This is a genomic window from Gilliamella sp. wkB171, assembly GCF_001693755.1.
Taxonomy (GTDB): domain Bacteria; phylum Pseudomonadota; class Gammaproteobacteria; order Enterobacterales; family Orbaceae; genus Gilliamella; species Gilliamella apicola_F.
Genome location: NZ_LYST01000043.1, coordinates 353,098 through 375,519 on the forward strand (window position 1 = coordinate 353,098; position 22,422 = coordinate 375,519).

Annotated in this window: 20 protein-coding genes and 2 pseudogenes; 3 read left to right on the forward strand and 19 right to left on the reverse strand. The window is 34.7% G+C overall.

Annotated elements, in window-relative coordinates; translation table 11 throughout:
* Positions 1-76: 76 nt before the first annotated feature.
* Positions 77-667 carry a YdcF family protein gene (locus A9G03_RS07670; RefSeq protein ID WP_065798851.1) on the reverse strand — a complete coding sequence of 197 codons (591 nt, stop codon included), beginning with the start codon at positions 665-667 and terminating at the stop codon, positions 77-79.
* A gap of 5 nt (positions 668-672) precedes the next feature.
* A complete protein-coding gene (locus A9G03_RS07675) occupies positions 673-1,281 on the reverse strand; it encodes a DNA-3-methyladenine glycosylase I (RefSeq protein ID WP_255307736.1) in 609 nt (202 codons plus the stop codon).
* A 201-nt stretch (positions 1,282-1,482) separates the two neighbouring features.
* Between A9G03_RS07675 and A9G03_RS07680 the strand changes: the two genes are divergently transcribed.
* Entirely contained in the window at positions 1,483-2,832 is a 1,350-nt protein-coding gene (locus A9G03_RS07680) for an MFS transporter (protein ID WP_141671571.1), read from the forward strand.
* 73 nt (positions 2,833-2,905) lie between these two features.
* Here the strand turns inward: A9G03_RS07680 and gorA are convergent, their stop codons facing one another.
* The 11 genes and pseudogenes from gorA to ribH all read right to left on the reverse strand — a co-directional run bounded on the left by gorA (position 2,906) and on the right by ribH (position 13,143).
* The gene (gene gorA, locus A9G03_RS07685; protein WP_065798852.1) at positions 2,906-4,258 is read right to left on the reverse strand and encodes a glutathione-disulfide reductase; all 1,353 of its coding nucleotides are present in this window, start codon (positions 4,256-4,258) and stop codon (positions 2,906-2,908) included.
* A 553-nt stretch (positions 4,259-4,811) separates the two neighbouring features.
* The gene (gene hldE / locus A9G03_RS07690) at positions 4,812-6,236 is read right to left on the reverse strand and encodes a bifunctional D-glycero-beta-D-manno-heptose-7-phosphate kinase/D-glycero-beta-D-manno-heptose 1-phosphate adenylyltransferase HldE (RefSeq protein ID WP_065798853.1); all 1,425 of its coding nucleotides are present in this window, start codon (positions 6,234-6,236) and stop codon (positions 4,812-4,814) included.
* 47 nt (positions 6,237-6,283) lie between these two features.
* Positions 6,284-7,054 carry a twin-arginine translocase subunit TatC gene (gene tatC, locus A9G03_RS07695; protein WP_065798854.1) on the reverse strand — a complete coding sequence of 257 codons (771 nt, stop codon included), beginning with the start codon at positions 7,052-7,054 and terminating at the stop codon, positions 6,284-6,286.
* Between the two features lie 23 nt (positions 7,055-7,077).
* Positions 7,078-7,392 (reverse strand): annotated as a pseudogene (gene tatB / locus A9G03_RS07700) (Sec-independent protein translocase protein TatB); the annotation flags it as partial.
* A 3-nt stretch (positions 7,393-7,395) separates the two neighbouring features.
* Positions 7,396-7,611 carry a twin-arginine translocase TatA/TatE family subunit gene (gene tatA / locus A9G03_RS07705; RefSeq protein ID WP_065798855.1) on the reverse strand — a complete coding sequence of 72 codons (216 nt, stop codon included), beginning with the start codon at positions 7,609-7,611 and terminating at the stop codon, positions 7,396-7,398.
* Between the two features lie 102 nt (positions 7,612-7,713).
* Positions 7,714-9,222: pseudogene (gene ubiB / locus A9G03_RS07710) on the reverse strand (ubiquinone biosynthesis regulatory protein kinase UbiB); the annotation flags it as partial.
* 20 nt (positions 9,223-9,242) lie between these two features.
* Positions 9,243-10,019, reverse strand: coding sequence for a bifunctional demethylmenaquinone methyltransferase/2-methoxy-6-polyprenyl-1,4-benzoquinol methylase UbiE (ubiE, locus tag A9G03_RS07715; protein ID WP_065634779.1), 777 nt, complete (start codon positions 10,017-10,019; stop codon positions 9,243-9,245).
* Positions 10,020-10,081: 62 nt separating this feature from the next.
* Positions 10,082-11,017, reverse strand: a complete 936-nt coding sequence (gene nadR / locus A9G03_RS07720; RefSeq protein ID WP_065798857.1) for a multifunctional transcriptional regulator/nicotinamide-nucleotide adenylyltransferase/ribosylnicotinamide kinase NadR — start codon at positions 11,015-11,017, stop codon at positions 10,082-10,084.
* A gap of 149 nt (positions 11,018-11,166) precedes the next feature.
* A complete protein-coding gene (locus tag A9G03_RS07725; RefSeq protein ID WP_065634777.1) occupies positions 11,167-12,228 on the reverse strand; it encodes a TrmH family RNA methyltransferase in 1,062 nt (353 codons plus the stop codon).
* A 20-nt stretch (positions 12,229-12,248) separates the two neighbouring features.
* On the reverse strand, positions 12,249-12,668 hold the full coding sequence (gene nusB, locus A9G03_RS07730; RefSeq protein WP_065634776.1) for a transcription antitermination factor NusB: 420 nt from the start codon (positions 12,666-12,668) through the stop codon (positions 12,249-12,251).
* Between the two features lie 4 nt (positions 12,669-12,672).
* Complete coding sequence (ribH, locus tag A9G03_RS07735) at positions 12,673-13,143, reverse strand: 6,7-dimethyl-8-ribityllumazine synthase (protein WP_065634775.1); 471 nt, start codon at positions 13,141-13,143, stop codon at positions 12,673-12,675.
* Positions 13,144-13,512: 369 nt separating this feature from the next.
* Between ribH and lpcA the strand changes: the two genes are divergently transcribed.
* Together lpcA and A9G03_RS07745 are read left to right on the forward strand one after the other, a co-directional pair.
* Entirely contained in the window at positions 13,513-14,088 is a 576-nt protein-coding gene (gene lpcA / locus A9G03_RS07740; RefSeq protein WP_065634774.1) for a D-sedoheptulose 7-phosphate isomerase, read from the forward strand.
* A gap of 1 nt (position 14,089) precedes the next feature.
* On the forward strand, positions 14,090-14,869 hold the full coding sequence (locus A9G03_RS07745) for a class II glutamine amidotransferase (protein ID WP_065634773.1): 780 nt from the start codon (positions 14,090-14,092) through the stop codon (positions 14,867-14,869).
* Here A9G03_RS07745 and mdtH read toward each other — a convergent pair.
* The 6 genes from mdtH to pncB form a co-directional block, all read right to left on the reverse strand.
* Entirely contained in the window at positions 14,847-16,058 is a 1,212-nt protein-coding gene (gene mdtH / locus A9G03_RS07750; protein ID WP_065634772.1) for a multidrug efflux MFS transporter MdtH, read from the reverse strand. The genes A9G03_RS07745 and mdtH overlap by 23 nt on opposite strands.
* Entirely contained in the window at positions 16,059-16,517 is a 459-nt protein-coding gene (locus A9G03_RS07755) for a methylglyoxal synthase (RefSeq protein ID WP_065634807.1), read from the reverse strand.
* 133 nt (positions 16,518-16,650) lie between these two features.
* A complete protein-coding gene (locus tag A9G03_RS07760; protein WP_065798858.1) occupies positions 16,651-17,796 on the reverse strand; it encodes a porin in 1,146 nt (381 codons plus the stop codon).
* A 309-nt stretch (positions 17,797-18,105) separates the two neighbouring features.
* The gene (locus A9G03_RS07765; protein WP_065798859.1) at positions 18,106-19,311 is read right to left on the reverse strand and encodes a porin; all 1,206 of its coding nucleotides are present in this window, start codon (positions 19,309-19,311) and stop codon (positions 18,106-18,108) included.
* A gap of 292 nt (positions 19,312-19,603) precedes the next feature.
* Positions 19,604-21,004: an asparagine--tRNA ligase gene (gene asnS, locus A9G03_RS07770; RefSeq protein WP_065634806.1), complete on the reverse strand. Its 1,401-nt coding sequence runs from the start codon at positions 21,002-21,004 to the stop codon at positions 19,604-19,606.
* A 170-nt stretch (positions 21,005-21,174) separates the two neighbouring features.
* On the reverse strand, positions 21,175-22,368 hold the full coding sequence (gene pncB / locus A9G03_RS07775) for a nicotinate phosphoribosyltransferase (protein ID WP_065798860.1): 1,194 nt from the start codon (positions 22,366-22,368) through the stop codon (positions 21,175-21,177).
* Between the last annotated feature and the right edge of the window lie 54 nt (positions 22,369-22,422).

The window sequence follows — 22,422 nt, forward strand, 5'->3', positions numbered from 1 at the left end:
TGTTTGGTAATCAACAAATTATTGATAAATTAATTAGTTCGGGAGTATTCAGCATTACCATTTTTTATGGTTGTGACTATCTTGGATCGTTGGGATGATCGAAGAGCCATGAATTAAGTAATGCCAGTGGTTCTCGCACAAACGCCACATATTTATCAACATTATCAAAACTCAAAGCAGCAGATAACCCCGACACATCCTCAATTCCTGAACGTTTTGCTAACATAATTGAACGCAGTATATGAAAATCATTTGTAACAACGACAGTTTTGCCTGGTGGTAAAATCTTCATCACATTAACAAACTGTTCGGCGGTACGCATGGATTTATCTTCAATGTAGATTCTTGGTAAATCGATCCCTTTACTAATTAAGTAATGTGCCATAACACTTGCTTCGGTCGCTGATTCATCTTTACCCTGACCACCACACACCACAACTTTGGTTTCAGGATTTTCGTTTAAGTAAGTAATAGCGACATCTAAACGTGCCTGTAGAGTCGGTGGTGCCTCCGCAGGATTACCGACCACTTGTGAGCCTAATATTATCAAATTGTCAGCATGACTTGCTGGTTTTTGCTGTGCATAGTAAAAAATAACAATATTGCAAATAATAAAATAAGCAACAACGATAATTACACAGTATTTTAAAAGTTTTAAGATACCCATTTAAATTAATACCCTCTTTTATGACAATTTTGAAAATGATCGTTCACTAATCCCATTGACTGCATAAAAGCATAGCAGATCGTCGAACCAACAAATGAAAAACCTCGTTTTTTAAGAGCTTTAGACATTTTATCCGATATATCAGTAGTAATAGGGACTTCACTTTTATCTTTAAAATGATTAATGATTGGTTTGCCACCCACAAATGACCAAATAAATTGTGAAAAATCTTCACCGTTATTTTGCATTGCAAGATAAGCTTTGGCATTTTTTATAATACTATTAAGTTTTAATTTATTTCGAATTAATCCCTTATTGGTAAGTAATTTATCGATATCTTGCGCTGTTAGTTGAATAATCTTTTTAGGATCAAAATTAAAAAAACAGCGACGATATTCATCACGTTTTTTTAGTACGGTAATCCAAGATAAGCCTGCTTGCTGACCTTCCAAACAAATTTTTTCAAATAATTTAAGACTATCGTATTGTGCAATACCCCACTCATTATCATGATAGTCAATATACAACGGATCATTTGAAACCCAACTACAACGTGTTATTTCATTATTTTTCATTAAGTTATTACCTAATAAATGAATTTTTTTAATATTCATTTAAAAAAACATTATACATAATTTAGCTATAGTAAATTATAAATCAAATAGTCGGTTTTATAACATCCATTAAATTTTTTTATGATAAAAAAAAACACATTTTTTTGTGGCAAAATGAGCGCTTTATATTTAGTTTTAATCAAAAATAAGTATGTTTCTTTATTATCTATCTTAATTTAACAATAATTATAAGGTCTTTTCATGAGTCAATCTGAAATCAATGCGCAGTGGCAACCTAATGCCCGGCCATTAAACAGTAAAGATTTAAAAACATTAGTCTTATCCTCTTTAGGAGGAACGTTAGAATTTTATGACTTTGTTATCTACGCGCTATATATTGATACCATTGTCAAACCGCTATTTTTACCTCACACTTTATCGCCATTGACTTTAGATCTTTTTGCGTGGGGTATCTTCGCTGCTGGTTATTTGGTAAGGCCAGTTGGTGGCATTATTATGGCTCACTTTGGCGATAAAGTAGGACGTAAAAAAATGTTCACTTTAAGTGTGGCAATGATGGCGTTACCGACATTTATCATTGGTGTTTTACCTACTTATGAAATGATAGGTATTTTTGCACCATTATTGCTATTAGTGATGCGTATGCTGCAAGGCGCAGCTATTGGTGGTGAAATGCCAGGTGCATGGGTGTTTATTGCCGAACATGTGCCAAAACAGCGCTATGGTTTAGGTGTCGGCACATTAACATCAGGCATTACTGGTGGAATTATGCTCGGCTTTATTGTAACAATTATTATTGATCTTTATTTTACCAAAGAAAATATTTTAGATTATGCTTGGCGTATTCCATTTATTATTGGTGGTATTTTTGGTGTGATTTCAGTTTATTTACGTCGATTCCTATCAGAAACCCCAATTTTTAAAGAATTAGCTGCCCGTAAGGCTATCGAAAAAAATATTCCTGTGGTTACAGTACTACAAAAACATAAAACTGCATGTATTATTGTAGCTTTATTAACTTGGTCATTATCCACTGCAATCATGGTCGGTATTTTAATTACACCTGGCCGTATTGTTGGAGGAATGTATCACTTTGCCAATCTTGATTGGCGTATCGGTGGTTGTATTGCGGCATTAACTTTAACCATAGGCTGTGTCATTTCTGGTTGGTTAGATGATAAATTAGGCACTACAAAAACGGTAGTTATTACGTGGGGTGGCCTTGCTATTGCAAGCATCTATTTTTATAGTTCATTAACTCCAGATATGTCATTAACTAAACTGTATTGGAATTGGGCAATATTTGGTCTGTTTATTGGTTCTATTGCCATGACACCAATTATTGGTACCAGAACATTTCCACCAGCTATTCGCTATTCAGGCTTATCATTTTCTTATAATTTAGCGTATGCACTATTTAGTGCTTTTACACCTACATTAACCATTTATTTATTAAGTCCTGACCATTTATTAGGTAAATATAGCTATTTAGGTGCGGGAATTTACATCTCATTTGTTGCGCTAATTGCTGTTGCTGTTGGTTTTTATCCTTTGGCTAAAAACGGCTGGCAAAACGAAGCGGATCATTAATCATTTTAGTAAAAAAAGCAGATCAAATAGATCTGCTTTTTCATTAAGTTGTCACTTTAGAATTTGAATATTATCATCGCATTGTTACAAATTCTTCAGCCGCTGTTGGATGAATAGCGACAGTATTATCAAAATCTTTTTTGGTTGCACCCATTTTAAGCGCCACAGCAAAACCTTGCAGCATTTCGTCCATACCATAACCCATGCCATGGATTCCGACAATTTTTTCGTCTTTACCAACACACACTAACTTCATTCGACATGGTTGGCGATGCGTTGTGACCGCAGTATACATTGCAGTAAAAGTTGAGGTGTATACTTTTACATTTTGCTCACCAAATTGTGCAATTGCTTCAGGTTCAGTTAAACCAACCGTACCGATTGCTGGATGAGTAAATACAACTGTTGGAATGTTAGTATAGTCTAAATGCTCATCCACTTTATTATTAAATAATCGTTCAGATAAGCGTCGTCCAGCTGCCACGGCAACAGGTGTTAGAGCGATAGCACCTGTATCATCACCAACAGAATAAATACCAGGAACATTGGTATTTTGATATTTATCGACCACAACAAAGCCATTATCATTAGTTTTTACCCCTGCTGCGGATAAGTTTAGATCGTTGGTTGCTGGTTCTCGGCCAATTGCCCAAATCACACAATCAACAGTATAACTTTCGCCATTTTCTAACGTTAATGTTAATGAATTATCACTATTTTTAGTAACAGACTGAAGAATAGCAAAAGTATGCAAAGTTTGACCTTCTGTCTTAATAACCTCCATTAATGTCTCAACAATAAGTGGATCAAAAGAACGTAATGGTGTTGCTTTACGAATAAATTGATGAGTTTGTGCGCCTAATGAATGTAATACACTGGCAATTTCACAAGCTATATAACCCGCTCCAACAACTGCAACACGCTTTGGTAATGCTTTCAATGCAAAAAAACCATCAGAAGTAATACCATACTGCGCACCAGGAATGTTAGGTATAGTTGGTTTACCACCAACTGCAATTAAAATATGATCCGCGCTATAACATTCACCATTTACTTCAACCGTATGTGAATCAATAAATTTAGCATATCCTTGAATCACATCTACCTTATTTTTACGTAGCACGTTATCATAAGATTGATGAATACGATCAATATAAGCACTTCTACTCTCAATTAATTTATCCCAATTAAATTGATTTATCGTTGTATCAAATCCATAATCTGGACCATAATGTTTTATTGCTTCGGCAATTTGTGCACCATACCACATCACCTTTTTAGGTACACAACCAACATTTACACAGGTACCACCTAATAATTTTGCTTCAATAATTGCACATTTTTTTCCGTATGACGCCGCTCTGTTAACTGACGCAATACCACCACTACCACCACCGATGGCAATATAATCATAATGTTTCGTCATTCAATATCCTTAATACTCGTTGTCTTCATTTAACTATAGCTTTGCACAAACGAGATAATAAAAAAAGTATTAAATTTAAAATTTAATGATAGTTATTAACGATTGATTACGCGACCTAGATTTGTATTTCCTAGTAACTTCAAAAGTAAAAAAGGATAATTTAAATAATTAAATTAATACTATTATGTAATAACAATGTCTATTGATCTGATTTTTAATCAAAAAATTCAATGGGGATTACAGAGATATTAACCAAATATAGCTATTTTATTGATATTAACTGCTGCGATATTAGGTGGTTAAGCTACCACTCAATAGTAATAGCTAAACTTAATTCTAACAATGATAATTTTACTTGTTATCCAAAACGTTTAGTGGTCGCACTAACCATATACATTATTACACATCATATAATGATTCTAGTTAGCACAAACTTATTAGTAGCAGTTGAAACGATTAACGCTGGTGTTATATTAATTAAAGCGTAAAAAAAATTTTTACAGCTAATAAGACTACCTGCTTAACTCAAGTAGTCTTATTAATAAAATGATATTTAACGACTTTTAATCTTGTTAATAATATTTGTCGTTGAACAACCATCTTCAAAATTAAGTACTTTGACAATGCCGCCAGCATCAATCACCTCTTTCCCCCCAGCAATATCCTCTGGTTTATAGTCACCGCCTTTAACTAATACATCAGGTAATATATTAGCGATAAGTCTTTGCGGTGTTTGTTCGTCAAATGGTACCACCCAATCAACTGAATCAAGCGCACCTAAAACAATCATACGTTGCATAAGAGGGTTAATCGGTCTTGATTCACCTTTTAATTGTTTTACCGATGCATCGCTATTAACCGCTACAATTAATCGATCTCCCAATTTTCGAGCATTGGCAAGATAAGAAACATGACCGGCATGTAAAATATCAAAGCAACCATTAGTCATGACAATTTTTTCACCACGTTGTCTCGCTTTTTTAACTTCTTCTTTTAGCTCATCCTCAGTCATAACACCAAAACCATTATCTTTTCGAGCGCGAATAGCATTTTCCAGCTCGACTTGTGATACTGTAGAGGTACCTAATTTACCGACTACTACCCCCGCAGCCGCATTGGCTAAATAACAGCTATCTTCGAGCGATTGACCTGATGCTAAAGCCGCTGCTAATGTGGCTATCACAGTATCGCCAGCACCAGTGACATCAAAAACTTCTTTAGCTTGGGTCGGTAAATGATAAGTTGGTTTGTCTAACTGTAATAGTGTCATGCCTTTTTCACTACGCGTAACAAGTAGTGCTTTTAGTTGATATTTTTTGATAAGTGCAAGCCCTTTTTCGACAATTTCTTGCTCACTATCACAGTGCCCTACCACTGCTTCAAATTCTGACATATTTGGCGTCAGTAACGTTGCGCCGCGGTAACGCTCAAAGTCAGTTCCTTTAGGATCAACCAAAATAGGAACATTAGCCTGATTAGCAAGATCAATCATCTTTTGTATTGATGATAAAGCACCTTTTGCATAATCAGATAAAACTAATACTTTATGTGTAGTTAATGCAGTTTGTATACGCTCTAAAATTGGGCTAGCATCAACTTTATCAAATCCTTCTTCAAAATCGATTCGAATTAATTGTTGATTTCGCGAAAGTACTCTTAGTTTAGTTATGGTTGGATGAGTAGAAACAGCAACAAAATCACAATGAACATGATGTTTGCTTAATTCTTCATCTAAAATTTTAGCGGCTTCATCAATACCTGTTAAGCCAATTAAACGAACATTACCACTTAATGAAGTAATATTCATTGCTACATTGGCAGCGCCACCTGGCCGCTCTTCTAATGCATCAATTTTAACCACAGGTACAGGCGCTTCAGGCGATATACGATTGGTTCCACCATACCAATAGCGATCTAACATGATATCACCAACAACTAATACATTGGCTTGACTAAAATCAGGTAATGAAGTTTTCATTATCAATAATTATCCTTTACTTATCATTTATATTTTTATATAACGACTTATTCAGTTTTATTTGATTCACTATCATCTTCATCGTCTTTGATATCTGTGGTTCTTGGGCGATAAAACCTCGCAAAAAAAGTACCAATTTCAAACAATAAACAGATAGGAATCGCTAAAAGAATTTGTGAAAATACATCAGGTGGGGTCACAAACATAGCGACAGCAAATACACCAACAATAATATATGGGCGTTTTTTTCTTAAATTTTTGGGTGTGGTAACACCTGTCCAACAGAGCAATATAATGGCTACAGGCACTTCAAAAGCAAAACCAAATACAATAAAAAGTGTCATGACAAAATCAAGATACTTCGTAATATCGGTATTAATCGCAACATCAACTGGTGCAGTGTGAATAAAAAAGTAAAATGCTAATGGAAACACCACAAAATAAGCAAAAGCTATCCCCATATAAAAAAGTACAGTACTTGATACTATCAGTGGCATAACCAAACGTTTTTCATGCTGATAGAGGGCAGGAGCAATAAATCCCCAAACTTGGTAAAGTACATAAGGAATCGAAATAAAAATAGCGACTATAGCGGTGAGTTTAATTGGGGTAAAAAAAGGAGCCGCGATATCGGTCGCAATCATACTGCTGCCTTGCGGTAATTGGCTAATTAAAGGATTTGCTACAATATGATAAATATCATTTGAGAAATAGAGTAAACAAATTAATACCAGTAAAATACAGATAATACAGCGTAAAAGTCGAGTCCGAAGCTCGATGAGATGTCCAATTAACGGTTGTGTAGCGTCTTCTGTCATGATTTATCTTTATCAGAATGAGTTGGAGTATCAATGTGAGCGGCTGAATCAATTTCTTTTTGTAATGATTCGGTAACGCGTTTTAAATCGTCAATTGACGCTTGAATCTCGGGAGTGAGCGTTTTTAAGCCACTTTGTTCAGCTTTTTTTAAACTATCTTGTAACTCTTGTAATTTAAGTTCTTTATTTAACTCTAATTGTACAGTCGCTGACATGCGACGAAGTACTTTGATCCAGCCAGCGACGGTTTTAATTGCCACAGGCAAACGCTCGGGACCTAATACAACCAGCCCAAGAATCATCACTAATAGTAATTGCCCAAAGCTAATATCAAACACAGGCTACTCTTTTTTATTAGTATTATTATCGGAAGAATCAAGATTTTCAACTTGTTGTGAATCATTACGATCTTGTTTGTCATCATCGTCATTCATCGCTTTTTTAAAGCCTTTGATAGACGCACCAAGATCCGATCCTAATGAACGTAATTTTTTAGTTCCAAATAATAATACAACAACAGCAATCAATATTAATAGTTGGGGTAAACTTGGCATCATGATAACTTTCTCCAACAAGCTTAGGTAAACAAATTATACACTTAATTTATAAGATTTTAAAATAACATGCTAATGAATGATCAGCGCCATTATACATAATAGACTGATAACAACCGTGAATCCCAAGAGATAAGATTCGCGCTTTTTACTCTGTTTTATCTCTTGCTGGATTTGCATTAATTGTTGACTCAACTGCTTTGTCATGCGCGCATTATCATTTAGTCTAGCAGGTAATTCAGGCAAAATTGTGCGCCACTGCGGTAATGCTGTCCAAAATTGTTGTAATATTTTTTTAGCGCTATACTTATCTTCATACCATTTTTCTAAAAATGGTTTAGCAGTTTGCCATAAATCAAGTTCGGGATAGAGCTGACGTCCTAATCCTTCTATGTAAAATAACGTTTTTTCAAGTAAAGTTAATTGAGGTTGTATATCCATATTAAATTGACGGGCAACTTGAAATAATTGTAGTAAAATTTGTGAAAAAGATATCGCTGACAATGGTTTGGCAAAAGCAGGCTCGCAAACATTACGCATTGCCATTTCAAGAGCAGTTGCGTCAGTTGTTTCAGGCACCCAACCCGAAGCGATATAAGTTTCAGCGATTTTGCGATAATCCCGATTAAAAAAAGCAAGAAAGTTTTCAGCAAGATAACGTTGATCATCTTCACTTAACACGCCGACAATAGCACAATCAATGCCGATGTATCTTGGATTTTGTACATCAGTAATATCAACAAAGATATTACCGGGATGCATATCTGCATGAAAAAAATTATCACGAAACACTTGGGTAAAAAATGCTTGAACACCACGTTCAGCCAGTAATTTCATATTAACTTTTTTATGCTTGAGTTGTTCAATATCGGCTATTGGAACACCTCTAATTCGCTCTTCAACTAATATGTTTTTTCGACATAGATCTTGGTAGACATACGGTATATACAAAATATCACTATTGATGAAATTATCACGTAATCTAGCTGTATTATAAGCTTCTTGCTGTAAGTCTAGCTCTTTTAATAAGGTACTTTCGTAATCGCGTACAATCTCTAAAGCACGTAATTTTTCGCCCGATTTAACGCGTTTAGTCAACTGATTAGCAGCCCAATACATTAGGTCAATATCGGAGCGAATGACCGGTAAAATATTAGGACGTAATACTTTTATTATTATCTCAGCTTGGCTGCGCTTTAATATTGCTGTATGCACTTGAGCAATGGATGCGGATGCTAGCGGTTTTTCATCAAAATTAGAAAAATAGTAATCTAGGGGTTGTTCTAATGCACTTTCAATTAGTTGTTTAGCAATTTTACCATCAAAAGGGTCGACTTGATCTTGTAATTTAGCCAGCGCATCTGCAATATGTATCGGCAAAACATCACGCCTAGTTGAAATCATCTGTCCAAATTTAATCCAAACTGGACCTAACTCTTGCAAAGCTTGACGTAGTCTTTCCCCTATTTCTTGGTGTTTTGCTTTGGGGCGGATCCAAAATAAACACTTTGACAAAAATTTAGGCCATCTTACTGAATGGTGTTTTGGCAATAATTCATCTAATCGATATGCACGAAATACTGCCAATATTTTATAAAGTCGAAAAAATGTCATAATCGTTGTCGCATGTCGCCTTAAAATTTAAAACCAGTATGCAAAGCCACAATACCGCCTGTCATATTGTGATATTTAACATCAACAAAACCGGCATCTTCCATCATTTTCTTTAATGTTTTTTGGTCAGGATGCATACGAATAGATTCAGCTAGATAACGATAACTATCGGCATCGTTCGCCACAACTTTACCCATTAATGGCAGCATCGTGAAAGAATACAAATCGTAAGCTTTATTTAGAATTTTGTATTGAGGTTTAGAAAACTCAAGAATAAGTAAACGACCACCTGGTTTTAATACCCGCCACATCGAACATAATGCTTTTTGTTTATCAGTAACATTACGCAGTCCAAACGATATGGTAATACAATCAAAATAGTTATCAGCAAAAGGCAGTTCTTCTGCATTCGCTTGTACATACTCTATATTTTTAAATAAGCCTTTGTCGCGTAACTTGTCTCGACCAACTTTTAGCATGGATTCATTAATATCAGCCAACACTACTAGCCCATCATCCCCCACTAGTTGAGAAAACTTAGCTGTTAGATCACCTGTTCCACCCGCTAAATCCAATACTTTTTGGCCCTTACGTACGCTACTATATTCAATGGTAACCTTCTTCCAGATACGATGAATACCAAATGACATAAGATCATTCATTACATCGTACTTATCAGCAACGGAATGAAATACTTCTGCAACTCGTTTGACTTTTTCTTGCTTTAGAACTTGTGTATAACCAAAATCAATTTTTTCTTGTTCTTTATTATCTTGTTTATCAGGGGATTGAGACATAAAAATTTACCTATCACATCGAGTTAGCTTATTTTAGCATAAGCCACTGTAAATGTGATGAACTAAATCAACAATGACTCAACCATTTTAGAAATAGCTTCAAAATTTTGTAACATCGTATTAGACGAATTAAGATCTTGCTGATGAATAACTAAATCGAAATGATAGCTCTGTTTCAATCCGTTTAAAACCTCATGTTCTTTTTGAAAGATTTGCGTATAGTATTGAGACAGTGTTTCGAAATCGATTGAAGTAAAAAGCACCTTATTACTCGTTTCAATCGCTTTTGATAACCGCTCCACATGTAACATTGCAATACGGATATAATCAGTTTCACTCAAATAACGCTGATTATAAGGGGTTGATATTTCACGTTCAATGTAATTAATATAACCATTTGTTACATATTGTGTGTTATAGATATTAGCTAATTGTAAAGAAAGCTCATTGAATTTTCCCTGTCCAATAATTGCTATTTTTTTGACAAAAAAAGGTTTAGCAGCTTTGGCAATAAAAGACCAATTTTGATATGGATTTTCACGAATTTGAGTCGCACTAATGTTAATAAAATCGCGATTAGCATCGACTAACACGACTGGACAATGAAAATATAATTCATGATTTTTAATGTCTTGCGGTTCACTGGTAAAAACCACAGTAGGTTCTATTTTATACTCAGTTAAAATCTGTTTTACCCGATCACTCCAATCTTGCCAACCATTTGGATAATATTCAATGTTAGATTCATCTAAAATATGTACATGGATATTATGGCGATCTTTAAACGTTTCTTGTAACCACGAAAAACGGTCACACACTTGCGGTTGTTTAGGTAGGCGACTGCTTGCAAAAAGTTGTTTATCACGATTTGCCTCACAACCTAACATGATATGGAGTTCATCAACTTGTGTCATCGCTTTTTCAATTAGATAGATATGACCACAATGTAAAGGGTAAAATTTACCGAAAATCAAACCAACTTTATGTTTAGATACCATGACTATTACCAACGCATTGAAATCCTGCTAACAATGTACAGAAAATATTAACATTGTCTAATGAATTGATGCTATTTTAATGTTTTTGTAGTATTTTTGTTACTTTGACTATTCAACATAGTAAATAGTCAACAATAACATAAAATATTTTAATATTGCATTGAGGATAAAGTAATACCTGTTGCAACAGAGATATTAAGTGAAGGCATGTTATCATTCCCCTTCAAATGAACAACCACATCAGCACATTGTACTAATTTTATATTTATTTGTTGGAATATGACTAATACCGTTTTTTTATGAAACTCAACTTTTGCTAATTCTGTTGAGGCAATTGATTTTACCTGACAAGGTAATAAGACAATAATCTGATAACCATGCTGTTTGAATTGATCAAGTGAAACAATAAAATCATCGCTTTTTATTGATTCAACCGCTTCAATTCCCCCTTCTGCCACCCGCATAGCTGCGCCACTATCAAGTAAATTAGTTTGTCGTAGCATAACAGCATTTACTTTATAAAATGCAGCGCTACGAATTAATCCCCCCAAATTATGAGGATTATTTACATCATCAATCGCTAAAATACAATCTTGCTGTTTATCATGATATTTGTCTAAATAGTCAAACATAGTGATAGCAACACGTTTTTTAACAATCAAACAAACACCACCATGATGCGAAGTTTGAGTTATTTTGGCAATTTGCTCATTTGAAACAATATCGTAGCCTAAACGTTGTTTAACTAACCAATTAATTAAATCCCTAAATTGATAAGTCATTTCTTGCGTAATGAACAATTTTACAATTGCCGCGCGGCGGTGCTTAAAGACCGATTTACAACTGTTTTCACTATAAACTAAAGTTTCTTCTTTACGTTGACGATAGCCATCATAACCAAATGTAGGGCTTTGATCATTATCCCGTACTTTTTTGCGCCAAGGGGATTCATTTTCATCTTGTAAATCGTACGCAGATTTATTTACTTCAACAATAATACTTTGTTTGACAAAGTTCGTTTTAGGTTTGAACGTTTCAATTCGATCATTATTACGCTTATCTCTTCCTTTAGCGTTAAACTGAAAAGAATTATCTTTGCGCTTATCTTTATGCCCACTAATTTTTTCTTTATTGGTTCGAGAATGCTTTTTAGGCTCATTAGTTGTAGCGTAAAAAATAGCTGGTTTATTTTTTTCAGTATTATCGTTCATAGTTATCTCAAAATAATTGGTTATCGTGTACGAATGGTTGGCGCAATTTTATCTAAAACACCGTTGACAAATTTATGGCTATCTTCTGCTCCGAAAGTTTTAGTTAAATCGATAGCTTCATTAATAACAACCTTATAAGGCACATCGTGACGTTTCATTAATTCATAGAGTGCAATTCTCAATACGGCTAACTCAACTTGACCAAGCTCATCTACTGTTCTTTCAGTAAGATAAGGTGCCATTTTTTCATCTAACTCTGTAGTGTTTTTAGCAACACCATGAAGTAACTCTCGAAAATATTTCGTATCAACACCTTTCATATCTTGTTCAGTCATAAAACTTGTCTCAACATCAGCAAGATCATTTCTAGATATTTGCCAAGAGTAAATTGCTTGAACGGCGCATTCTCTTGCTCGACGACGAGGATTAACTAATGCCACTAAATTACTCCTTAATTGTTTTGATAACGTTGAGCATTTCTAGTGCAGTTAATGCAGCTTCAGCACCTTTATTACCTGCTTTAGTACCAGCACGTTCAACGGCTTGTTCTATGCTTTCAGTCGTTAAAATGCCAAAACCGACTGGAATTGAAAATTCTAAACTAGCACTTAATAGGCCAGAGCTTGACTCGCCTGCAACAAAATCAAAATGTGCAGTGCTTCCTCTAATTACTGTCCCCAAAGCCACGATAGCATCATATTTTTTAGATTGTGCAGCAACTTTTGCAGTAAGCGGAATTTCATAAGCGCCCGGTACCCAAATAACCGTAATATTTTTTTCATCAACTTGACCAATACGCGTTAACGCATCAACAGCACCGTTTACTAAACTTTCATTAATAAAATGATTAAAACGTGCCACAATTATAGCTACTTTAGCTTTTGGTGCAGCAACTTTACCTTTAACTGTTTGCATAGTGATTCCTTATCGTTCGATTATAAATGCAATTTCACTTTGATTAATTGTAGGTGACAATATTTGCTTATTATATCATGATTTGAAGGCTTATCCTATCAGCAAATAACGCTACAACCTCGTTTTGATTAACAATTTATTGGAAAATAAATACAAAGATTTTATTTATTAGAACTTAAATAGTTTGAGTAATATAAAAAAATTTTAATTAAACAATTTTGTTAATTTTTTATGATTGATATCTACGCTAATAAATCAAATTTACTTCAACTTTTTTCACTATCTATCATTTTATTTTTATTACCCCTTGCAAGCAGTTTTGAACGCACTACAATGGTAGTAAGATTTTTCATTTATGAGGTAATTTAGATGTATATTGATGCTATTCGTGATGAACTCAACCAAGCACTAAATGTATTGGTAAATTTTGTTTCGGATGATGGCAATCTTCACAAAATCCAACAAGCAGCTGTGCTTATAGCTAACGCATTTAAACAAGGTGGTAAAGTTTTATCATGTGGCAATGGTGGTTCCCATTGTGATGCTATGCATTTTGCTGAAGAGTTAACCGGTCGTTACCGTGATAATCGTCCAGCTTATCCTGCAATAGCTATATCAGATGTTAGTCATATATCTTGTGTAGGCAATGATTTCGGATTTGATTCTATATTTTCACGTTATGTTGAAGGTGTTGGACAAAAAGGCGATGTATTATTAGGTATTTCAACTTCAGGGAATTCAGCTAATGTATTAAAAGCAATAGACGCAGCTAAACAAAAAGGGATGAAAATCATTACCTTAACCGGTAAAGACGGCGGTAAAATGAATGGACTGGCTGATGTCGATATTCGTGTACCACATTTTGGTTATGCTGACCGTGTACAAGAAATCCATATCAAAGTTATTCATATTTTAATTATGTTAATTGAAAAAGAGATGGCTTAAAATGTGTGAATTATTGGGTATGAGCGCAAACGTGCCAACTGATATTTGTTTTAGCTTCACGAGTTTGATTAAACGTGGCGGAGATAAAGGACCACATAAAGACGGTTGGGGTATTACCTTTTATGAAGGTAAAGGCTGCAGAACGTTTAAAGATCCTGAGCCTTGTAGCTATTCACCTATCGCTAAGATGGTACAGCAATACCCAATTAAATCTAAGGCTGTTATCGCCCATATTCGTCAAGCAAATCGTGGGGGGGTAGCGCTTGAAAACACGCACCCCTTTACCCGAGAATTGTGGGGTAAAAATTGGACTTTTGCCCACAATGGGCAATTAACTGATTACGAAAAGCTGGATATGGGAATTTTTCAACCTGTTGGATTAACCGACAGTGAATATGCTTTTTGTTACTTAATTAATCAGTTACATAAAAAATACCCAAAACAACCCACTGATGATATTGAGCTTTTTACTTATATCCAACAATGTGCACTTGAACTTAATCAACTTGGCATATTTAATATGCTACTTTCTAATGGGCAATATGTTTTTGCTTATTGTTCAACTAATTTACATTGGATTACGCGCAAAGCACCTTTTGGTAAAGCAAAGTTAATTGATGAAGATGTTGAAATCGATTTTCAAAAGCATACTACACCAAATGATATTGTTACTATTATTTCAACTATGCCGTTAACTTCAAATGAAACTTGGCATAAATTAAACACTGGTGAAGCAATTTTATTTAAATATGGTGAGATTAATCAATTTTTTTCATCTTGACTAAATTAAAAGGTGGTTCATCTTTAAATAGATATTGTAAATAACCTAACGTTAATAATCCAATTAACGTTAAAATAATCCACGGCAAATGCGGAAAACCCATCTTGATTGCAATTTCATAAAGCCATCCAGCACCGGTATAACCAATAAATCCGCCTAAAGCAAGCCCTAATCGACTAAATCCCATATAACTACCTTTGGCTTTTGGATTAGTTAACACCGTTGCTAAAGTTTCTCTAGCCGGCTCTGCAATAATTGCACCAAGGTAAAAAAGCGCTATGAGAGATAGCAAAATAGATAATTGGGATGTAAATCCAATTATTATAAAAGCAACCGACATCAGAAGTAATCCAAATTTAAGGCGTTGATCTAATCTAAAATGTTTTTCACTAAAACGGGCAAGAGGATAAAGCAGAATTAGTGAAATAGTTGCTTCAATCACGTACATCCATTTCACATAGCTTGAACTTCCTGAAATATTGGTAATAGTTAGCGGTAGCATCAACATGACTTGTACCCCAAGCACATAATAACCCGTTAGTGTTAAGACATAACGTGTAAATTTTTTATCTTTAAGCACCATTTTCATACCATTGACAATGGGAGCTTTACCAATAGCAATATGATAAGCAGGCAAAAAGAAAAGGTTGAAAAGACCACATAAGAAAAAAATAAATGCGCCACACCAACAAACTAAATGAAAATCATAATCAATCAAAATACCACCAATAAGTGCACCAATCACTGCACCGGCATTATCTTGTATCATTAACAGCGAAATAAACTTACCGCGCTCATGTGGGCGGGTAAACTTGATGGTCAGTCCCATACGTGGTGGATCAAACAGTAATCCACCTAAAGCAGAAAGTAAGCAAGATAGTAATAAAAGCCAAGGTTGACTAGCAATAGCCATTGATATAAACCCGACGCAACGTAAAAACATTCCACAAACAATCATCGGTTTAGCACCAAAGCGATCAGCAATAGCACCACCAATAATACCAAATCCTTGTTGTACAAATTGTCTGAATCCTAAAGCAAAACCGACAAACAAAGCACTCCAACCAACTTGACTAACAAAGTGTGTCGAAACCAATGGAAAAACAACATAAAATCCTAGAACAATAAATAAATTATCTAGTAGTAATATTTGTTTACCGGTTTTACGAATTTGCGACGGTATTGGCACTTATTTTACTCTTTCAGCTAAATATCTTTGGTAATCAGGAATTTCAATTTCAACTTCTTGGGTAAAAATGGCTGATTGAATCAGTGCATTAGCTGTTGCTTCATTTGTCGCAACAGGTATATTCCAAACTGTTGATAAACGCAATAATGCTTTAACATCGGGGTCATGCGGTACTGCATTAAGTGGATCCCAAAAAAAGATGAGTATATCAATTTTACCTTCGGCAATTAATGCACCAATTTGTTGATCGCCACCCATTGGACCACTTAACATTGGAGTAATATTTAACCCTATCTCTTTTTTAATTAAATTCCCTGTCGTGCCGGTACCACATAGATTATGATGTGCAAGTTCTGCTCGGTTTTTTCTGCACCAATTTAATAAAGTACTTTTTAAGTGATCATGAGCAACTAAAGCAATATTTTTTTTAGCAGCCAATTTACGCGTTGTGTAAAGCATCATTATTGTCCCTATCGATGATTATTCGATAGTTTTTAACAGAGTATGTATTAAAGTGCAAGCGTTATTTGCTTAGATTTAAGACAATAAAAAAGGCACCTAAGTGCCTTTTAAAAACCTAATTTACGGGTAATTAGAATTGGTAAATTAAACCTAATGCAACAGTATCTTTAGTCGTTGCTTTAATTTGTGATCGACTAAATGAGCTATCATCATATAAAGCACGGCGAGCACCGATGTCATCTTTATCTAACAAGTTGATTTTATAATCAAGGATAGCTTGTAAATTTTTGTTGAAGTCATAAGTCAAACCAACATCAACATACTTAATTAAGTCATTTCCTTTAAGTCCTGCATCACCACTTCTTGAAAAGCTTGAAGCGTCTTGTACACGATGTTGAATGTAAGCAACAGATGGGGTTAAGCGACCAATATCAAAGTCGATACCATATTGTGCAACGACTTCGTAACCTTTAGTTTTTAAATCATCGGCACTATGGGTAGCTGAAGCATTATCCCAACCATATTTTTGTTTGCCTTGAATATATAATGCGGCTAAATAAAGGTTATTATTATCATATTTCACACCGGCTGACCATGCTTTTGCATCTTTATGACCACCAGTTTGCGCATAACCTGCACCAATAGATAGGCCTGTATCTAATACATCCCAATCAACTACTGAACCCCAAGCTTCAGCACTATTGTTACCATCACGATCATGTTTATTAAAATAGCTTGTTGAGCTGTTATCGCCATTATCGGCATATTGAACAGCAAAACGTAAACCGTTTACTAAACCAAAGAAATCACTATTACGATAAGTTGCAACCGCTTTAGTACGAGCACTTAATGCATAAAGATCATTGTCCGATGCATCACCACCAAACTCAGGTAATACGTCAGTATAAGAAGTTAACGTTTTTAACACACCATCATTACGACCATAGTCAAATGAACCTAGATCACCAAAGTTCATACCTGCATAGGCATAACGCGTTTCGTTTTCAGCGTTTGAACCAGTTTTTGCCTCGTATTCCCAGCGACCATAACCGGTAATGTTCTCAGTAACTTGAGTTTGACCTGACATACCTAAACGTGCAGTGGTTTTATCACCTTCACCAGTTTGATTATCACGGTCGGTGATATAATTTAGCGCATAAACACGCCCATAAAAATCAACTTTATTACCGTCTTTATTCCATACTTCGATAGAAGCACTCGCCGTACCTGCTACTAATAATGCAGGAATAGCAATAGCTAATAGATTACGTTTCATTTTTTTACCCTCGTAGGTATTTTTATATTACTAAATAAGGCAAAATATTTTGCTTTTGACCCATAAATTACTACTAATCCAGAGTAATTATACGTTTTATGCGTTATTAATATTAACCAACAATGACCAATAAATAATGCACGTAGTATATTTAACAATGTTTATTTAATAAATTCTAAAAATTTACGATAATTTTAATACTTACTATAAAATTTTTTAAGCATAAAATGTGTTTTGATATGAAATAAATTTCAATAATTATGAAAAAAGGCACCTAAGTGCCTTTTTATAAGATATTAAGAATATAAATTAGAATTGGTAAATTAAACCAACACCTAACACATCTTTAGTACCTGGTTTGTAAGGGTAACGACCATTAGAGTCACGAGCTGTGTTATTTTCAGCTCCAATATCACGCTTATCAAGTAGATTAAATTTATATTCTACAATAGCACTAAAGTTTTTATTTAAATCATAAGTTGCGCCAAGTGAAACATATTTAGCCAAATCACGACCTTGTCTATGAGTATCATCATAATATATGTCGCCAGTATTACTATTTTTATGTTGTACATAAGCTAAAGAAGGTGTTAGACGACCAACTTCTAAATCAATACCATATTGAGCAACCAATTCAATACCTTTAATTTTTGGATTATGATGATGGTCTTCATCATATTCGCGATAATTATTGAATTTAGATTGGAAATAAGTAGCAGCTAAATATAAATTATAGTTGTCATATTTAATACCTGCCCCCCAAGTCTTAACATTTTTGGTACCACCATAAATATCACCATCTTCATCGCGGTAAGCTTTGCCTTTACCAGATGTTTGCGCGTAACCAGCACCAGCAGTTAAACCTGTATCAAAAATACGCCATTGAACATTTGCACCAAATGCTTCTCGACTATCCCCAGAATAACCTGAAAAATCGCCATCTTCATCATAGTTAGCTTTGAAACGTTTACCATCATTAGTTGCTGAATTATCACCGTTATCAGCATATTGTAATGCAAAGCTAACATCATCAGTTAAACCAAAGAAATTATTATTACGGTAAGTTGCAACCGCTTTAGTTCGACTAGAAAGTACATTCCATGCATTATTTGCTGCATCGCCACCAAATTGTGGTAATACGTCGGTATAAGCTGTAATTGCTTTTAACACACCATCATTACGACCATAATCGAATGAACCAAAATCACCAAAGTTTAAACCAGCAAATGCATAACGCACTTCGTTAGATGAATTTTTACCAGCGTTTGCTTGGTATTCCCAACGACCATAACCCGTTACACTGTCAGTAATTTGAGTTTGACCAGACATACCTAAACGAGCAGAAGTATCATCACCTTCACCATCTTGATTACGATCAGTGATGTTGTTAGCTGCTTTTACACGACCATAAAAGTCAACTTTATTACCATCTTTATTCCAAACTTCGATAGATGCATTTGCGCCAGCTGCAACTAAAAGTGCAGGAATAGCGATTGCTAATAGATTACGTTTCATTTTTTACCCTCACGGTTATTTTAATATTGACACTATCCATTAAGTCATGTGTCATTTGTACAAAAATCATTCATCCAAAAACAATAGTACTTCTATTATTTTCATCTACTTTTTACAGTACCGTAAATTATGTATAAATTTTTTTTAAAATCAAGAGAACTTTTTAGTAAATAAGATGTCTAACCTTAAAATCACACCTGTTTGATTATTTTTTAATCATTATTTCAATAAAATCTATACAAATCGTTTTTTTAATAAACCTAGTAAGCGAATGGTTTACAATTTAATCATATTAAAAATTTGCATTGCGTGGAGTTCTTGGAAAAGGAATAACATCACGCACATTTTGTACACCAGTAACATATACAATTAAGCGCTCAAAACCGAGACCGAATCCTGAGTGAGGCACAGTACCATAGCGGCGCAAATCACGATACCACCAATAATCTTCTTTTTTAAGTCCCATTTCATCCATACGTTTATCTAACATATCTAAGCGTTCTTCACGTTGTGAACCACCAATAATTTCACCAATACCTGGTGCTAATACGTCCATAGCAGCAACGGTTTTACCATCATCATTCATACGCATATAAAATGCTTTGATATCTTTTGGATAATTTTTAACTACCACGGGTGCTTTAAAGTGTTGTTCAGCTAAATAGCGTTCATGCTCAGAAGCTAAATCAATTCCCCAGCTTACTGGATTTTCGAATTTAGCATCACAATTTTGTAAAATAGTAATGGCATCAGTATAATCAACTTGTGCAAAATCTGCGTTGATGAAGCTTTCTAAACGATTAATCGCATCTTTATCGATATGCTGGGCAAAAAATTGCATATCATCAGCACGTTTTTCAAGCACGGTTTTGAAAACATACTTCAACATATCTTCGGCTAGTTTGGCGTTATCATCAAGATCTGCAAAAGCGACTTCTGGCTCCATCATCCAAAACTCAGCTAAATGACGGGTTGTATTTGAATTTTCTGCTCTAAAAGTAGGGCCAAAAGTGTAAACTTTAGATAATGCACAAGCATAAGTTTCAGCGTTGAGCTGCCCTGAAACCGTTAAGAAAGCCTCTTTACCAAAAAAATCTTTATCAAAATCAATATTACCTTTGTCAGTTTTAGGCAGATTTAACAGATCCAGTGTCGAAACTCGAAACATTTCGCCCGCACCTTCAGTATCTGATGCGGTAATGATTGGTGTAGAAAGCCAAAAAAAGCCTCGCTCATCAAAAAACTGATGGATTGCTTGAGCAAGTGTATGACGAACGCGCGTAATTGCTCCAACAATATTGGTTCTAGCTCTTAAGTGAGCAACTTCACGTAAATACTCAATTGAGTGACGTTTAGCCGCCATAGGATAAGTTTCTGGATCATCAACAAAACCATAAATTTCAACTTGTGTTGCTTGCAATTCATATTGCTGACCTTGTCCTGGAGATTCAACAACAGTACCTGTGACTTTGACTGAGCAGCCCGCAGTTAAACGCAAAATATCTTGTTCGTAATTCGGTAGATCTTTTTCAATTACCGCTTGGATTGGGTCAAAACATGAACCATCATACACAGCTAGGAACGAAATACCAGCTTTTGAATCACGTCGGGTCCTGACCCAACCTTGAACTGAAATAGTGCTTCCAACAGCTATCTTGCCTTGTAACACATCAACAATAGGTGCAACTGAAATCATTTTAATTATCCATCTCTATAGTAGTTTATCAAATAATATTTAAGTATCTCAGGATGATTTACCTTGAAATTACAATCATCGTGTAATCAAGCAATATTAAGCAAATATCATCCATAATACTCATGTTGATTTTGTCATATTAATAATATTTAAAGCATCAATTATTATTAATGTTTGACACTAAATGTACGCTTTAACTCATCAATAAAAGCTAAATCTTGCGATATCGTTTTACCTGGACTATCAGATAACTTAGCAACCGATTGGTTATTACATTCGGTTAATTTTAAGACAATATTTAACGCTTTAGTATTTACATCGTCTGATGGAATATCACACGCTAAAAAACCGCCTACACCAAACGATAGTTGTACTCGATGATTAAAGTGTTTATAAATATTGAGCGCTTTATCAAAATTTAAACTATCAGAAAAGACTAATAGTTTAGTTTTAGGATCAATACCTAGTGCTTGATAATGGCTGATCGCTTTTTCGCCCCATTCGATGGGATCGCCAGAATCATGACGAAGTCCTTGATAATGAGAGGCAAAATAATAATCAAAATCCCGTAAAAAGGCATCCATTGTAATGCAATCGGTTAACGCAACACCTAAATCTTTTGGGTATTCGTCTAACCACACTTGCAAAGCTGTTTTTTGGCAATCTTGTAAGTTTGAACTTAAGCGTTGATGAGCTTGAAACCATTCATGAGCCTGAGTGCCGACCGGTGTTAATCCTAAACGATAAGCCAATAAATAATTACTAGTACTATGAAAATTATCAAAGTGTGATTTTAGATAACTCACAACAGCTTCTTGTACAGCAAAGGAATAACGCCTACGAGTACCAAAATCCATTAAATTAAAACCGGACATATCAATATTAGCTGTTTGATCTGCAAACTTTGCCAATTTTTGCTTGAGTCGGTTTAATGCTTCCGGTACTCCAATATTTGGTGAGCGATCTTTATGTACTATTTCACTAATTACAGCTAATAACGGCACTTCCCACAAAATAACATCTAACCATTTTCCTTCAATGCGAATGACTAACGCCCCATCTTCATTATTTATCGTCAATAAATGGCTATCAAAGCGCCAATTTCTAAGCCAATTTAAATAATCAGTTTTAAAAAAAGAGATGCCCGACAAATAAGTAAACTCATCATCAGAAAGTGCTAGCGATTCCATTAATTTAACTTGATGCCTAATTTCATCAACATATTTTCCTAGTAAATCATCACTTCGACAACGGAACTCGGCAACAACAGTAACATCAGGGTAACGATGAAAAACGGCTTGCTGCATATGCAACTTATAAGCATCAGTATCTAAAATTGATGTAATTATAGCTGGTAACATGTGAACTTATTGTTAATACTCTAAATGAAATTCTCAAGATTATAGCAGAATAAT

Coding starts and splice junctions, on each gene's coding strand:
- hldE (WP_065798853.1), bottom strand. CDS start 6,236: ATGAAAACTTCATTACCTGATTTTAGTCAAGCCAATGTATTAGTTGTT.
- A9G03_RS07725 (WP_065634777.1), bottom strand. CDS start 12,228: ATGAACGATAATACTGAAAAAAATAAACCAGCTATTTTTTACGCTACA.
- A9G03_RS07745 (WP_065634773.1), top strand. CDS start 14,090: ATGTGTGAATTATTGGGTATGAGCGCAAACGTGCCAACTGATATTTGT.
- nadR (WP_065798857.1), bottom strand. CDS start 11,017: ATGGTATCTAAACATAAAGTTGGTTTGATTTTCGGTAAATTTTACCCT.
- A9G03_RS07680 (WP_141671571.1), top strand. CDS start 1,483: ATGAGTCAATCTGAAATCAATGCGCAGTGGCAACCTAATGCCCGGCCA.
- gorA (WP_065798852.1), bottom strand. CDS start 4,258: ATGACGAAACATTATGATTATATTGCCATCGGTGGTGGTAGTGGTGGT.
- tatC (WP_065798854.1), bottom strand. CDS start 7,054: ATGACAGAAGACGCTACACAACCGTTAATTGGACATCTCATCGAGCTT.
- pncB (WP_065798860.1), bottom strand. CDS start 22,368: ATGTTACCAGCTATAATTACATCAATTTTAGATACTGATGCTTATAAG.
- A9G03_RS07760 (WP_065798858.1), bottom strand. CDS start 17,796: ATGAAACGTAATCTATTAGCTATTGCTATTCCTGCATTATTAGTAGCA.
- A9G03_RS07675 (WP_255307736.1), bottom strand. CDS start 1,281: ATGAATATTAAAAAAATTCATTTATTAGGTAATAACTTAATGAAAAAT.
- A9G03_RS07670 (WP_065798851.1), bottom strand. CDS start 667: ATGGGTATCTTAAAACTTTTAAAATACTGTGTAATTATCGTTGTTGCT.
- ubiE (WP_065634779.1), bottom strand. CDS start 10,019: ATGTCTCAATCCCCTGATAAACAAGATAATAAAGAACAAGAAAAAATT.
- tatA (WP_065798855.1), bottom strand. CDS start 7,611: ATGATGCCAAGTTTACCCCAACTATTAATATTGATTGCTGTTGTTGTA.
- A9G03_RS07765 (WP_065798859.1), bottom strand. CDS start 19,311: ATGAAACGTAATCTATTAGCAATCGCTATTCCTGCACTTTTAGTTGCA.
- ribH (WP_065634775.1), bottom strand. CDS start 13,143: ATGCAAACAGTTAAAGGTAAAGTTGCTGCACCAAAAGCTAAAGTAGCT.
- A9G03_RS07755 (WP_065634807.1), bottom strand. CDS start 16,517: ATGCTTTACACAACGCGTAAATTGGCTGCTAAAAAAAATATTGCTTTA.
- lpcA (WP_065634774.1), top strand. CDS start 13,513: ATGTATATTGATGCTATTCGTGATGAACTCAACCAAGCACTAAATGTA.